Source organism: Chryseobacterium jejuense, assembly GCF_900100075.1.
GTDB classification, from domain to species: domain Bacteria; phylum Bacteroidota; class Bacteroidia; order Flavobacteriales; family Weeksellaceae; genus Chryseobacterium; species Chryseobacterium jejuense.
In genome coordinates this window covers 170886-185200 of the sequence record NZ_FNEG01000004.1, presented here as the reverse complement: position 1 = coordinate 185200, position 14315 = coordinate 170886, and the positions used below count along the sequence as shown (strand labels likewise).

Sequence of the window (14315 nt, the reverse complement as noted above, 5' to 3'; positions counted from 1 at the left end):
GCTTCGGTTAACTTACTTTATTTCATTTACTGCTATTTCTTTACTCTTTGTAAATTCAAATCCTGAAAATCGAAGCTAAAATCAATATTGGGAGAAATTCCTTTCATTTTTATGCTTTGTGCTTTTCCTTCTTCATCTAAGTTAAACATAGCAAGGGCATCACAATTCATATCTTTATAATCCCATTTAATGGCAAATGTATTTGCTTTATAAAAACTCATGGGTCCATTTAATTTTGGTGAACGATAAGATTTAAACCATAATTGATTTCCTTGTAAGAAAATTTCAATTTTCCCAAACCATTTATCCTCATACAGTCCAATTAGATCCTCGTTTTTTATCGTTGTGTTTTTTGCTTTGCTTACCGTTTCCCAAACCTTTTTGGTTACCTCATCTCCAGATTCTTTTTGAGACTTAAAATAAGCGGCATACTTATCTACCCACCCCATATCGTTAAGTCCTAAATAGCTGTCAATAATGGTTTGGCTCACCGAAGAAAAAACACCTGAACCACCATTTTCAGTATTGGTAAGAATTACGATTCCTAAATTTAAATCAGGAATCATGGTAACAACGGAAAGCATTCCCGGTAAGCCGCCGGTATGGGAAACACTTAGATTTCCTTTTATATCGGATAAATTCCAGCCTAAACCATACCCATTAAAATGTTGGTTATATCTTGGGTTAGGATTGATTTGATCAACAGTGTGGATTGTCCACATTTCATTTTGTCTTTCTTTAGTAAAAAGCTGCTTTTCTAAACCGGATCCATATTTACCTTTGTGGAGCTGAACAAGCATCCATTTGGACATGTCATCAACATTGGATACTATCCCTCCCGCAGCACCATTCACCATTGCCCCATATAAAGATATTTTTTTAATACTGCCTGATTCTGATGAATGTGGAGAAGCCATTAAACTAAGATCTTTTACATGACTTATGGAACTGAATGTGTTTTGCATCTGTAAGGGGTCCATAATACGTTTTTGAACAAAAGTTTCCCAGTTCATTCCACTTACTCTTGCTATGACTTCACCCGCTACCAAATACAATTGATTATCATAATTGAATTGGGTTCGGAAAGCGGAAACAGGCGTGAAATACTGGAAAGACTTTATTACATCATTAATCGTAAAATCTGTACCATCCGGAAACATCATCAAGTCCCCAGCTCCCAAACCAAGCCCACTACGGTGACACAGTAAATCTTCTATGGTAAAATTTTCTGTTACATAATCATTATACATTTTAAATTCAGGGATATATTTTTTAACATGATCATCCCAGGAAATTTTTCCTTCATCTACTAAAATTGATAAAGCAGCGGTTGTAAATGCCTTGCTGTTGGACGCAATTTCAAAATTTGTATGTTCATCAATAGGCGATTTTGTATCTATTGATTTTACACCATATCCCTTTTTGTGAATTACTTTTCCGTCTTTTACAATAGCTACAGCCGCTCCTGCAACATGGAATTTCTCTATTGCATTGTTAACAAGAATATCTACTTCCTTAGAGGTTATTTGGCCGGATAAATGGCTGCTTGTAAATAATGTAGTAATGGTAATGATGAGTAAAGACAATCTTAATTTTGTCATAGTTGATTATTTATTTCATGGTTTTATGAACCACTAAACCTCACGGTTTGAGGTAGGTGGATATTAGCAGTACCAAATCTATTGATTAAAAGTATAACTTCAAAATATGAAATCAACTTAAAATAGAAAAAGATTTATGATGAAAGAGTGCCCTGTTTAAATATTTCAGAGATATCTGTGATTTTTTGTTTAGATACTGTAAAATAGCTGCAACCCAATACAAAACCGGTGTAGATGATATTCAATATACAGAAAACCCTAAAAAATAGTCTATTCTACAAAAAAGCATTCTTAGATCTGGCAAAAAATGGTGCCATTTCATTATTTAAAACAGGGGATGCTATCTCTTATGGTTAGGCTCAACAGTTTATAATGGGAGATCTTGTTACTATCAGATATAAATAAGGTTGTAATTAATTAGGAATATCAATTGCTTTACATGGAATTATTGATAAATTTTAAGAGTGTATTCCGTTTACATTTTTAAGTTTGCTCGGGATTAGATTGTATTTTCTTTTAAAGGCTGTAGAGAAATGTCTTGGATTTTTATAGCCAATCAGCTCAGAAATTTCATTGATGTTTAAATCCCCTTCAAGGAGCATTTTTTTAGCCTGTTCCATCTTAATATCATTCCAGAAATTAAAAACGGTGGTTCCAAATAATGCCTTAAACCCTTTCTTTAATGTAAACTCATTGGTTCCTACCTGATGAGCAAGGTCAATCAGGGAACAATTTTGATCAAGATTGTTAACTATAAAATCTCTTACGGCGTATATCTTTTCTTCATCTTTTTTAAGCAGGGATGAGGTTGAAGACTCGCTGTTGAAAAGCTGTTCCAGTTGTAAAAGGAGGAGTTCGGCTACTTTTGCTTCAAGATAAATTCTTTTAAAAATTCCTTTTCTATCACAATGGATGATGTCATTCAGAATCTGGTACATTTCCAGACTAATGCGGTTGTGATCCGGATTGATAAGACATGAGTGCTGTTTTTCGATAGCATTTCTGAAACTATTGAATAGGTCAGAATCTTCAGGAAGAAATTTCTTGAAAAAATCAGGAGCTAAATTGATTTCTAAAATCTGCATTTCCTGCCCATCAAATTCCATTTGCCCGGACATTTGGTGAGCATAAATAATATTATGCTGGTAGCTGTCAAAGCTTACTTTATTGCTGAAATTTTCTGAAAGAGCAGAACTTTTGCCCTTTAATGAAAAATGCATTTCCACACTATCAAAATCAGCCTCAAAATAAAGGAGGATCTTGTTGTCTAAAGAAACATTCCCAAAACCGATATGAACATTCTCAAAACAGATTTCGTGATAAAAACCATTTCCATAAGGTGGTTTCAGATAGGTAATACACTCTTTGATATCGCCATCATTCACAAAATAGGCATTGGGATACTTTCTTTCAACCAATGTTCCGCCAATTTTATCATCATAAAGTCGTAATGTCATTATTAGTTTTGTTTTAATTAGAATTCTCCTTTTTACGGACTTTTTACTCCTTTTTGCGTACCTCAGGATGCTACTTTACGCATTACATTTGCACAAATATAGATATTTATTTAGAATGATTCTTAATAATATTTTTTGTTTTTAAGGACAAAGAGAAATAAAAAATATTGAGAAAAAAGAGATAATGAAGAAAGTAAACGTAATAAATGATTTTAAATTATGAAATATTCAAGTAAAGTAAATTGGTCTTTTGCAGCGGCCATAATGGTGTCTATCTGCTGGATTATTGGTGATGTTTTTGTCGCGGGATTTGATCCGAACCCAGCAGATTATCCATTATTCTCAAAGACCTATGCCGATCAGGTGAATGTGGAATTTGCCACTTTAATGTTGGAAGGCTCAACACCAGGATTGATGTTCGGAGCTTTAATCGGAGCGCTAACGGGACCTTTGCTGCTTCCTGCGACATGGCTGGTTTTCCAGTTTTTTAAAGACACCAAAGCATGGTATTCAGTAGCGGTCTATTGGATCTTATTGATGGGTGCGGTTTTATCTCCTTTAGGTCATGCCGGGTTCTTCTATGTGGGAGAGATCTATAAAGCAATTTATCATACAGATCCTGTTGCCCATCCTTATCTTTTAGAAACGGGCAGAGGGTTTATGAAAATGCTTAATATAGCCTGGGGAGCTGCCATTGGTGTATTAGCGATTGGATGGATTTCATTTGCCGTGTGTATCCTTTTAAATAAAACACTGCTTCCAAGATGGATGGCCTTGCTGACTCCATTTGTACTGACTTTATTCATTATTCCAATAAAAGGTCTTCTACCATTACCTTACTCAGGATGGGTTGGGGGAGCGATATTCAATATTGCTTATCTTACATTCTTCAGCTCACTGTTATTTCTCTTTAGAAAGAAACTCAACAAGGCTTAAAAGACAAACAAAACTAATAACGATCTACCTATATTACTATTGAATTGGGCACTCTTTTAGTGCTCAATTTTTTTGGTGTAACTACCTGCATCATTTATTTGTTGTTCTGTATTTTTAATGATACTTTTAAAGAATAGTCTCATCAGATAATCTATTGAAGGGCAATACTTAAAAATCAATACCATATGAAAGATGTTGGGAAATCAAATATAAAAGGGGTAATGAATATGCTGATAATTCTACTCGTATTCATTCTTACGGGTTGTAAAGAAGACAAAAGCACTTCACAACAGAATATGATGGTACCTGCTACGACAATACAAGCAGTGAAAGTAGTTTCTGCAGGCGGAGAACTGGGATTTTCTTCCAGTACAGTCATAGATAAAGACTCTATTCATTACAGTCGCACAATGGCTGCCAATGAAGCGAATAATATGGAATATAATAGAAAATTAAAGCCTGAAGACTGGAAAAACCTGGTTGATAAAATTGATCTGAAAATGTTTGGAGCGGCAAAGGAAGGGCATAGTGTACAGCCTGTAGACGGGATTGATACCAAGATTATCGTAACCACAAGTGCTGGTGATATTTCCAAAATGAATGCCCACAATGATCCTGAATGGAAAAAAATTCTTGATGATATGGAACAGTATGGTGGGAAATATAAGTAATGTTCTCAGAAAATGCAGTGCTGAAAAAAATTCTATTATATTTGATTATTGAATATTAGCCCAATCATCAATCTATTATCCTTTGAAAGAATTTTTATCTACTTCAAAATTAAGTCTGTTAGCGACCTTTATCCATATTTTTATACTCGTATTATTAATTAAATGTGATGAGGTATTGCATAAAAATGACTGGGAGGAAGCCGCTATGCTTTTTATCGTAATGCTTGTCATTTTAGCTTTGTTATTAGCCATTTCTTCAAGGAAAACGAAATTGGGCGTTACATTGATGATCCTAAATGGTATTTATCTGTTACTCTGTTTTTTTATGGGATATTTTATCGCTAATTATACTTTTAAAGTTTAGCTTTTATATTTCATACTTTACCCTAATTCACTTTTAAAAAACAAAAGAGCCCTAAAAGAGCTCCTTTGTGATTTTTCATTATATTTTTAATGAAATAATTAATAATCTATCTGTTATTGAAACATTCTTCTCCATTTGGTCATCGTATTTCTGCTCAGTCCAAAATGTTCAGCGACCTGCAGATTATTCATTTTATGACTTTTTTGATAATTAAGGATAGATAAAATATCCGATTCATTGTAGGAACGGAGTTGTTGATTCATTTTTTTGAAATCTTGATCTTTAGTACCAAAAATTCTGTTGTTCAGTTCCATGATATCCATGGCGGAAAGTATTTTTTTTTCCAATAACGTTTCACATTCTGCTTTCTTATAAGGGAATTTCTGTTCAATGATATCCGAATAGATTCTTTGATAATTAGGTTGACTCTGTTTTTTCATTATTTTATTTTAAAATGCTGGATGAAGTTATCCAATGGTGAATATGGCTAACTTCTCATTTCCGGCTTGATGTTGTTATTTATTATTCTTTGCAATCCATTTGCATAAAGTAGTATAAGGAATACCATACTCATCTGTAACTTGTCGTTTAGTCTTTTCTTGCTTCTCTACCAGTTCCAGAATGAAGTCTATCATTTCCCGCGTATAGATATTCTTTCTGAAACGGGGAAGTTTTGAGACATCAGCTTCCCGAATTGGGGCAGAAGGAGGAGCGTAAAGTATCAGATGTTGGGAATAGAGTCTGAAGAAATCATATTCAAGCAGCTTGCTCCATCTCAATAAGATATTGGTGGATAGGCTTTCCTGCATATACATTTCGGAGACTTCAATCTCTGTACATTTGATAAAATTACAGATACGGGGTAAGTCAATATTGTTTTCTTTAACCCGTAGATGGATGAGTTTTCCAATATGAATATTTCTAAAATTTGAATTCATAAGCCGTATTTCTTTTAAAAAGAGAGAGAAGGGTGTTACAATGCTGTAAATGCCTTCCTGTTAAAATAGTGTTGATAGGGTATTTACTACCATTTTTTATCATGATATGGTTTTCAATGCCTAAGTGTTGTAATCAATTATTTTTAAATTGATAGACTTAGCTCCGTTCCGTACAATACTTCCCGGAGCTAAGTGGTTATCAATTAATGAACTAACTTGTTTTTAATCAGGGCATGTCTGCGTAGATATACAATGCCAAGCCGTAGATGAATCCCCTTCTTTGAGGGTGAATACCTTCATACATTTGTTGGTAGTGTCATATACCATCATACCTTCCACTGGAGCTGTAATAACAGGAGTTACCCCATCAGCAGCAACAGGTTGATTAGAGGCATTGAACTTAACCCTGTTTGGTACAAATCCTTTGGTTTTTGCTTCCATTGCAAGCCATCCTCCTTTTCTTACCATTGGCCAGTTGTCTGCACTTCCAGCTCCGGCTCTTCCAAGAGAAGTAATTCCCACTTTTGTAGGCAATTCAGGATTACCAGCTGTAGCAATAGCCCCAGGTTTGTAACAATAGGTTTTTCCCTCCGCAAACGTGATGTATCTTAAAGCATTATCTGCATTAAAATCATTCATGAATACCCATCTTCCACCTGTAAATATTCCGGCAATTGTTTTTACGTTCGTTGTAAAAGCAGCATCATCTGCTACAATCATCTGAATACTATTTCCTGCGGAGAAAGTAGCTCCGTAAGCTGAGAGATCAGCTTCGAAGTATAAAGCTCCCGGAGTATTTGAACGTTGAGACAACCAGGTTCTCTGGATTCTCTTCATCATATTTCCGGCAATCGTAGTGTTCACAAGCGGTGTTGCTGTAACATTGTTATCTCCCATCAGGAAGTAGGTTTTGTCATTTACAAATCCTGTTCTTGCGGCAAGTTGGTTGGGAGAAGCAAAATCACTGATCGTGGCAACGGTAAGAATTGTTCCTGCGTTTACACTTTTTGAAACTTTCTGCTCAAAGACTTCAATATCATCTCTGGTAACTCCAAAGATATTGTTGTTGTAAGGAGTACTGGCCGTTCCATTCCATACGATAGTTTCATCTGTTGCCAGGTAGTGGTCTGTATTCACTCTTCCTAGTGTAACTCCATATTTAATCGCAAGATAAGAATCTACTCTTCTACGTTCAGTAGTGGTAAGATTACCTGCACCATAGATAATGGTTTCTCCTAAATTACCTATGAATCCACGGTTATCACTACCATTACCTCCAAATTGAGAATCTCCGAATAAATGTCCTCCATTTAGATTTCGGACCCCCGTACCTGTATGGTTGGTTGTTGCAAAATTTGCAGCTCCATTAAGAGCCTTAGTGGTACTAAGAGCTGTAAATGTATGATACATGATACTTGGGATGGTTGTTGAAAATGCTCCGGCTGGAGTTCCATAATAATCGGTATTACCTCCTGTATTGGAAAACCTTTCTATTCTATTATCCATTACAATACCCAAGCCATCCCATCTGCGTATATCTCCGGTAAGTAATGCATTATCCACCAGAGATCTGAAGATACTAGGATGGGCACCTCCACTAGTCATACCTTCTTTAGTAAATGTAAACACATCATAAGAGTCTTCAGAAAATGTTCTGACATTTACATTACCAAGAGTTTGTGTTCCTGTTGTAAAATTAACTCCTGGGTTGAAGTTGAAATAATTGGAAGTACCCGTCTTGAATTTTGGTAGAGCGTTGCTTCCTAATTGTGCTGATGTAGTTCCTGAGAACTGGTCCGTCCATGCTGTAACATCTGTTCCATCTCCCGTATTAACGGCATCTTTATCAGCTCTGTACCAATAAGAAAGGTTGTTTACAACTCCTCCCGGAGCCAGTCCGAAACCTGCAAAAGTGAAAAACTGCCCATTGTTTAATGCTACATTAGCTGTTTCATAGATTATTCCATTAATGGTAACCTCTGTAGTCATTGGGGTAAAATTATCTGTTGTATCAAAAGTTTCATCTGTAGATTGTATCAAATACAGGTTTTTGATTCCTTTTGGCCATGCAACAGTTACCTGTCCTACATTTCCTGTATTTTGAGCTTTCCAGATTGCTTCAAAACGATAATTCACATTTCCATTAGCACCACCAGTATAAGCTAATGGAGTGTTAAGACCTTGTTTCAGGTTGTTATCTCCAACCATCAGGAATTGCTGATTAGTAGGAAGACCAGTAGTATTGGCCATATTATTATCCGCTAGTCCTGTAGTGGAGATAATAAGCTTTTGACCATTATTGATACTACCAGATTGCTTCTGATTCAAGACCGTAACCTCATCTTTTGCAATACCAAAGATATTATTATTGTATCCGGTATTGTTGGTTCTGTCCCATACCACATTACTGTTAGTAGAAAGATAGTTTTCATTCAGAGTAACTCCATTCTTTACAGCAAGATAAGAGTTGATTCTTGACTGTTCATTGGTTGTTAATGTACGCTTGTACCAAATAACCTCCATAATGTCTCCAGGGAAAGCTCCCGCGGCATCCCATCCAGCATGTCCAACCCTTAGGTTACGGCCAAAAATCTGGAATTTATTTGTGTTATTGAATGTAGTGGCTTCATAAGTACCATTCAAACCTAATCTTTTTTCTCCTCCTGAAAAAGTGGATGTTCCACCATTGGCAACAGAATTATCTGCTATCGTTGAGAATACATTAGAAACACCGATATTGAAGGTAGCTGAAAAATCTGTTGAGGTTGTGACATTGTAAAATTCATAATGTCTTGGCTTTCCATTGGCAATTGATGTTGCAGGCTCAGAAGCATAGGTTGCGTCATCATCAATTCCTGTAATACGTCCTGTCCCTGAAGTGGTAGGTCGCACGGCTGAGAAAATAGAATGAGAGATATTAGGCAATTCTCCATTGGTTGGATTTAATGCTGAAGCATTATTGTAGAATAACTTCGAAGCACTGTATCCTGTAGTATATGGATGGAAGTTGTGGTCTCTGTCTGCTGAAGAAAGAGTCCATGTACCTACTGCAGGAATGTCATTTGCATTGATGGAATTATCCTTCCATGCAGTGGCAATATCTCCTGCATCATCAGATCTGATCCAGAAATCTGTTCCGACAACTCCTCCAGGAGCATATAAATATCCTGCTAAGGTAAAATATTGCCCATTAGCTAATGTTACATTGGCTATGTTGTATACTACACCATTTACGGTTGTTTCCGTTGTCATTGGGGTGAAAGTAGACGTTGCATCAAATGCAGAACTGGGAGACTGTACCAGATACAGGTTTTTAACCCCTTTAGGCCACGCCACTGTTACAGTTCCTACAGCATTGGTATTCTGAACCTTCCAGATCGCTTCAAAACGGTGATTAGTTTCTCCATTCGCTCCTGTTGTGTATACTAATGGAGTGTTCAGGATTTGTTTAAGACCATTGTCACCTGTGATAAGGAATTGTCCATCTGCTAATGTATTGGTATTGGCAGCATTGGTGTTAGCCAATGAACTTCCTGCTCCGATGATTAGCTTTTGCCCCTGATTGATACTGCTGGACTGCATTTGATTCAAATCAGATAGCTTATCATTTGCAATCCCAAAGATATTGTTATTATATCCTGTATTGTTTCCGGATGTCCATACAGAAGAGGAATTACTGCTAAGATAGTTTGATGTACTGGTAACATCAAGAGTAATACCTCCTTTTATAGCCAAGTAAGAGTCAACTCTGTTGATTTCATTTGTTGTAAGTGCTTTATCAAAAACGATGGTTTCAGACATGGTCATTCCAGTACCGTTATCATCTCCGGCATCGTTCGCATTTCTTCCCAATACAATTCCTCCGTCTGGCCAGGTGGTAAGGGCTGGGGCCATGGCCATAGTAGAAATGACAGCTGCACCGTTCAGAGCTCTTTGGAACTGATTATTGGTAAAACTGTTTCTTACGATGCTTGTATTGCTTAGTTGCGCATACTGAGCTGCAACAGGTGATACAGCAGCATTAATATGGGAACCTGATGTATTGTCCCTCATATTAATATTAACAGCAGCAATCCCTGGGCTGTCATACTTATTACCTCCTGTAAGCGTAGAATAATTCAATCCTACAACTCTGTCATAACCTGATCCGGTAATTGGTGTAGTGCTCGTATATATTGAATAATTGGTGCTGGAAACAGCATTCAATAGGGATGAGTTCCCCAAAGCGTTTGCAGGTACGAATGTAACCCCTGGGTTAAAGTTCAGATTCAGCCCTGTTCCATCTGTTGCTGTAGGCGCTGATGTAGTAGTCGCTAGGTTGGGTGTGATGGTTACTGCACCTGAAGAATAGTCTGTCCAAGAAGTCACCACTCCACCTGCAGGAGTTAATTTTTTATCCGCACGATACCAAAGAGAAGAAACAACTCCTCCTGGTGCATGCAGGAATCCTGCAAAAGTAAAGTACTGTCCATTCGTTAATGTTACAGTGGCAGTGTTGTATACCACTCCGTTTACAGTAACTTCTGTAGCCATTGATGTAAAGTTGTCTGTAGCATCAATCGTAGCATCAGAAGACTGAACCAGATACATGTTTTTAACCCCTTTAGGCCATGCAATTGTTACAGTTCCTACATTTCCTGTATTTTGAACTTTCCAGATGGATTCAAAACGGAAATTGGCTTCTCCATTGGTTCCTGCTGTATAAGGTAGCAATGTTTTCAGTTCTTGCTTCAGTCCATTATCTCCAGCAATCAGGAATTGTCCTTCTGTCAAGCTGTTTGTATTGGCAGCATTTGTGTTTGCTAATGAACTTCCAACTCCTATGATTAGTTTTTGGTTAGAATTTTCACTTCGTGACTGCTTCTGATATAAAGTGGAAAGATTGTCTCTGGCAATACCAAAAATATTATTTTGGTAGGTTGGAGAAGTATTCCATACAATACTGTTTGTGGAATTTACATAATCACTCATCAGTGTTGTTCCCCATTTAACGGCCAGGTAAGAATCTACACGGGCTTTTTCTGTTGCGGTAAGAGGAGTGGCAAATACAATGGCTTCATTCATTTGTCCATCATGGCTTCCCCAGTTGGTATCACGTCCGATTCTAAAAGCACGGGCTGTATTTCCTGTATTTACATTATTAAGCGTATTGTTGTAAATGGATTCGTTACCATCCAACCATGCTTTAGCTAAAGGATTTGACGCTGTAGATCCTGCAGCATTCAACCATGAAGATCCTGCTACAAAAGGTTTTTTAGCCGCAAATAAATTGGTGGATAATGTAGTATAACCACTTCCTGCCGTATAGAACAATAATTTATCTGTAGTGGCATTATTGGAAATATGTAAGCCTGGATAATCCATTGTTGGATCAAAACCTGCTAATCCTGCAGCACCAAGCGTGTTCATTTTACCGGCAATATAAATACTTCCTTTGGTACGGTCTATGATTTCATTTCCAGTTCCCGGATCTGCAGCCATGAAACCTCCTTGTCCTACCGTATGTCCTGTAGAGTTAAAAGTAACGGTTGGATTAAAATTGGCAAGATTATTCAGATTAGAAAAAGTAGGCTGTAGGGTAGTAGTAGCCTGTACAAGATTATATCCTGTTCCCATCTGATCGTTCCATTGGTTGAGTGCAGTATTATCAGATGAAGTAATAGCATCTGCTTTATACCAGACAGCGGCAGGAACCCCTCCCGGAGATGGTGCGGAAACATTCACTGTCAGATCACTGAAGCTGCTGCAAGTACCCGTAGTAACTGTCCATCTGAAAGTATATGCTCCAGAACTTAGAAGCCCCGTAACATCAGTATTATATAGAGATGGGTTTGTTATGATAGGATTTGAAGCTCCTGCTGGTTTTGATACCAAAGTCCAAACACCTGTAGATGATACTCCGGGATTATTTCCGTTAAGATTGGCTTGTGATGCTCCTATTCCCAGGATTTGGTTGGATCCTGCATTAGAACCAACTTGTGTACTAACAAATATAGAGAATGTACCTTCAAAAGAAGTTCCTGAGCAAGCATATTCCTTATCGAAGAATCTGGAATCTACACCTCCTGCATCGGGAACAGCTTTTATTTTAAATACATATTCTCCTTGCTTATCCAAATTGCTTATCGTAGTAGAAGTATTGGTAATCGTTCTAAGGTTGGTAGCGTCATAGGTAGGATTGGAGGCTCCTGTAGGTTTAGAAATCAGCGTAAAATCATATCTGCCACTAAATGCCTGGAAATAGCTTGTGTTTACATTTCCTTTATATACAGCAGGTAATGGAATAGTGGCTGTTACTAAACCAGATCCAGGATAACATACTGTAGTAGTAGGTACCGTTACATTTGGACGGCTTGCATCTGAAATATGGATATAATAGGATTGAGAGTTCTTACATGCCCCATCACCTGTAGACAGTGCAATGACATAAGTCCCTGCTCTCCATCCTCCAGATGGAGGAGTTACAATGACATTTCTATTCATTGTCCCTGTTCCATTCAATACAAAAGTAGGATTTCCTCCAGGAGGTGTAATTCCTGAATTACTAATTGTAGTAGTTATGGATGCTTGATTTGAAGGGTCAATTTTAAAATAAAAGGTAATGGGAGTTGTTTTTCCTACCATATTGCAATATACGCCTCCTCCACTTCCACCTGGCGAGTAGTTCATCATCTGCTCAGGATATGAAGAATCAAGGAAACTTACATTATTCGGTTGAATACCATTATAATTGTAGGTAATCTGGGGAGTGGTATATGTTCCGTTAGCATTGGTGATGGTTATGGTAAATACATAGGTTCCTATTGTATTTACACCATTAAAAAATAGGAGGCTATTCCTTAATTTCCCAAATGATATATTTCCCCCTACAGGCTGGCTAATAGGATTCACGGTTATTGTAGTACCAAATGCAGGATTACCTGAAGAGTTTGCTGTGCTGGTAGCAAACATAGGGGAAGTACTGTTCAAGGTTATATAGCGGTCGGAATCTGTTGATGGATAACATCTATCGTTGGTTACCGATGGAATAATCTGAGGATTGGGAATGAATCTCACGATTGCATCATCTTCATACCAACAGCTTGGGTTGTTGACGGATGTTATCCTTAATACTGCCCGATAAGCCGGATCAATATCATGATTGGCTTTCTTTGTAAGGGTCAGGATAGGGCTTGCTGTTGTCGTATTAGACATGGTTGCATTCGTGGTCGTGATATCACTGTAATTCTCATAATTAAAAAGGTTGTAATAAGTCCACGATGCCGTATACCCCGTTGGTATTACTGCATTTAAGGTTGCTGTACCAGTACTGGCAGAGATATTTGTGATATCTGGCCCTGCCGTAAAGGATGAAACTTCTCCTGGTGCCGTAATGGTTACCTGTGAAGTTGCCGTTCCTGTAGTACAGTTCTGGGTAATCTGAAATACATAATTACCTGGATAAGTCATCCCTGTGACGTTGGTAGCATATGTTGAAGGGGTTGCGATGATAGGATTGGGTGCACCTGCCGGTTTGGAAACCAATGACCAGGTGGGATTCCCTGACGTACTACCTCCAGGGCTTCCCGAGAGGTTGGCTGATGTGCCGCAAATAACGGCATTGGCGCCTGCATTAATGTTGCAGTTCTGTGCCAGAATCATCATATTGCCTATAATGAGGAATATGAAGAAAAAGACGGTTTGTTTTTTCATGACTTAATAGTTTTTAGTCGGATTTTCGACAATGGGTGTTTTTAAAGAATGAGACTGATAAAAGTGTTTTTTCCTTCATTTTTATTGATCTAAGGTTTCCAAAAACTCCAGACTGTGCCATTATACACAGCGATCTGCTTCTTCACGGTGTCATAAGCCATCATACCAGGGGCAGGATTAATGATGTTGAGGTGTGGACTCACCACTTTAGGTAATATCATCGCCTTGTTGGTATCCGTTAAAACCAATACCCCCGGTGTGGGGTCTGTAGCAGCAGCTGATCCGATGGCTGTTTTTGCCGTTGTGGATTCAGTCTTGCTGGTTTGGATCAAAATGTTGGCAGTTCCGGTGTTGTCAACACTTAAGTCGGTCCACGTTCCGGAATCCTTCAGGTATTTTACTTTGTGATCGGTGGTGTCATAAATGATGGTACCGTTCTCTGTAATTCCTGTTTTCGTTTCTACATAAGGAAGTATCAATCCCCTATTTTCTGTGTCTGCAAATTCCAAGGATACCGCAGTATTGGTTACTGTTGGTTTTCCTATGGCAACCTGAGACTGTACAGTACCCGTTACAGCAAGTAGAATTGCTATGGGCAAAAGTTTGTTTTTCATGATTTTTAATTAGGTTTATATGAATGGAATGTTTTATTTCCT

At 37.7% G+C, this 14315-nt stretch carries 9 protein-coding genes; 3 read left to right on the top strand and 6 right to left on the bottom strand.

The genetic code is table 11. The features are described 5' to 3' along the window. Nucleotides 1-32: 32 nt before the first annotated feature. Nucleotides 33-1601 carry a serine hydrolase gene (locus BLS98_RS13200; RefSeq protein ID WP_089736979.1) on the bottom strand — a complete coding sequence of 523 codons (1569 nt, stop codon included), beginning with the start codon at nucleotides 1599-1601 and terminating at the stop codon, nucleotides 33-35. Between the two features lie 234 nt (nucleotides 1602-1835). On the opposite strand from BLS98_RS13200, the gene BLS98_RS23670 reads away from it, so the two are divergent. After that, nucleotides 1836-1958 (top strand): hypothetical protein, encoded by a 123-nt coding sequence (locus tag BLS98_RS23670; RefSeq protein ID WP_262487355.1) that lies wholly within the window; start codon nucleotides 1836-1838, stop codon nucleotides 1956-1958. Between the two features lie 101 nt (nucleotides 1959-2059). On the opposite strand, the gene BLS98_RS13195 is transcribed toward BLS98_RS23670, so the two are convergent. Continuing rightward, on the bottom strand, nucleotides 2060-3058 hold the full coding sequence (locus tag BLS98_RS13195; RefSeq protein ID WP_089736978.1) for a helix-turn-helix transcriptional regulator: 999 nt from the start codon (nucleotides 3056-3058) through the stop codon (nucleotides 2060-2062). Between the two features lie 219 nt (nucleotides 3059-3277). Here BLS98_RS13195 and BLS98_RS13190 point away from each other — a divergent pair, with 219 nt between their 5' ends. Continuing rightward, nucleotides 3278-3994, top strand: coding sequence for a DUF6796 family protein (locus tag BLS98_RS13190; RefSeq protein WP_089736977.1), 717 nt, complete (start codon nucleotides 3278-3280; stop codon nucleotides 3992-3994). Between the two features lie 185 nt (nucleotides 3995-4179). Then, nucleotides 4180-4665: a hypothetical protein gene (locus tag BLS98_RS13185; protein WP_089736976.1), complete on the top strand. Its 486-nt coding sequence runs from the start codon at nucleotides 4180-4182 to the stop codon at nucleotides 4663-4665. A gap of 477 nt (nucleotides 4666-5142) precedes the next feature. Here BLS98_RS13185 and BLS98_RS13175 read toward each other — a convergent pair whose 3' ends face one another. The 4 genes from BLS98_RS13175 to BLS98_RS13160 all read right to left on the bottom strand — a co-directional run bounded on the left by BLS98_RS13175 (nucleotide 5143) and on the right by BLS98_RS13160 (nucleotide 14273). Continuing rightward, nucleotides 5143-5469, bottom strand: coding sequence for a transposase (locus BLS98_RS13175; RefSeq protein ID WP_089736974.1), 327 nt, complete (start codon nucleotides 5467-5469; stop codon nucleotides 5143-5145). Between the two features lie 75 nt (nucleotides 5470-5544). Next, nucleotides 5545-5967, bottom strand: coding sequence for a transposase (locus BLS98_RS13170; protein WP_089736973.1), 423 nt, complete (start codon nucleotides 5965-5967; stop codon nucleotides 5545-5547). A gap of 222 nt (nucleotides 5968-6189) precedes the next feature. Further along, complete coding sequence (locus tag BLS98_RS13165; RefSeq protein WP_139166115.1) at nucleotides 6190-13659, bottom strand: beta strand repeat-containing protein; 7470 nt, start codon at nucleotides 13657-13659, stop codon at nucleotides 6190-6192. A gap of 89 nt (nucleotides 13660-13748) precedes the next feature. Continuing rightward, nucleotides 13749-14273 (bottom strand): hypothetical protein, encoded by a 525-nt coding sequence (locus tag BLS98_RS13160; RefSeq protein ID WP_089736971.1) that lies wholly within the window; start codon nucleotides 14271-14273, stop codon nucleotides 13749-13751. Between the last annotated feature and the right edge of the window lie 42 nt (nucleotides 14274-14315).

What these genes read in the sequence shown, in the direction of transcription:
- BLS98_RS13200 (WP_089736979.1), bottom strand. Translation starts at nt 1,601, where the DNA reads ATGACAAAATTAAGATTGTCTTTACTCATCATTACCATTACTACATTA.
- BLS98_RS23670 (WP_262487355.1), top strand. Translation starts at nt 1,836, where the DNA reads ATGATATTCAATATACAGAAAACCCTAAAAAATAGTCTATTCTACAAA.
- BLS98_RS13195 (WP_089736978.1), bottom strand. Translation starts at nt 3,058, where the DNA reads ATGACATTACGACTTTATGATGATAAAATTGGCGGAACATTGGTTGAA.
- BLS98_RS13190 (WP_089736977.1), top strand. Translation starts at nt 3,278, where the DNA reads ATGAAATATTCAAGTAAAGTAAATTGGTCTTTTGCAGCGGCCATAATG.
- BLS98_RS13185 (WP_089736976.1), top strand. Translation starts at nt 4,180, where the DNA reads ATGAAAGATGTTGGGAAATCAAATATAAAAGGGGTAATGAATATGCTG.
- BLS98_RS13175 (WP_089736974.1), bottom strand. Translation starts at nt 5,469, where the DNA reads ATGAAAAAACAGAGTCAACCTAATTATCAAAGAATCTATTCGGATATC.
- BLS98_RS13170 (WP_089736973.1), bottom strand. Translation starts at nt 5,967, where the DNA reads ATGAATTCAAATTTTAGAAATATTCATATTGGAAAACTCATCCATCTA.
- BLS98_RS13165 (WP_139166115.1), bottom strand. Translation starts at nt 13,659, where the DNA reads ATGAAAAAACAAACCGTCTTTTTCTTCATATTCCTCATTATAGGCAAT.
- BLS98_RS13160 (WP_089736971.1), bottom strand. Translation starts at nt 14,273, where the DNA reads ATGAAAAACAAACTTTTGCCCATAGCAATTCTACTTGCTGTAACGGGT.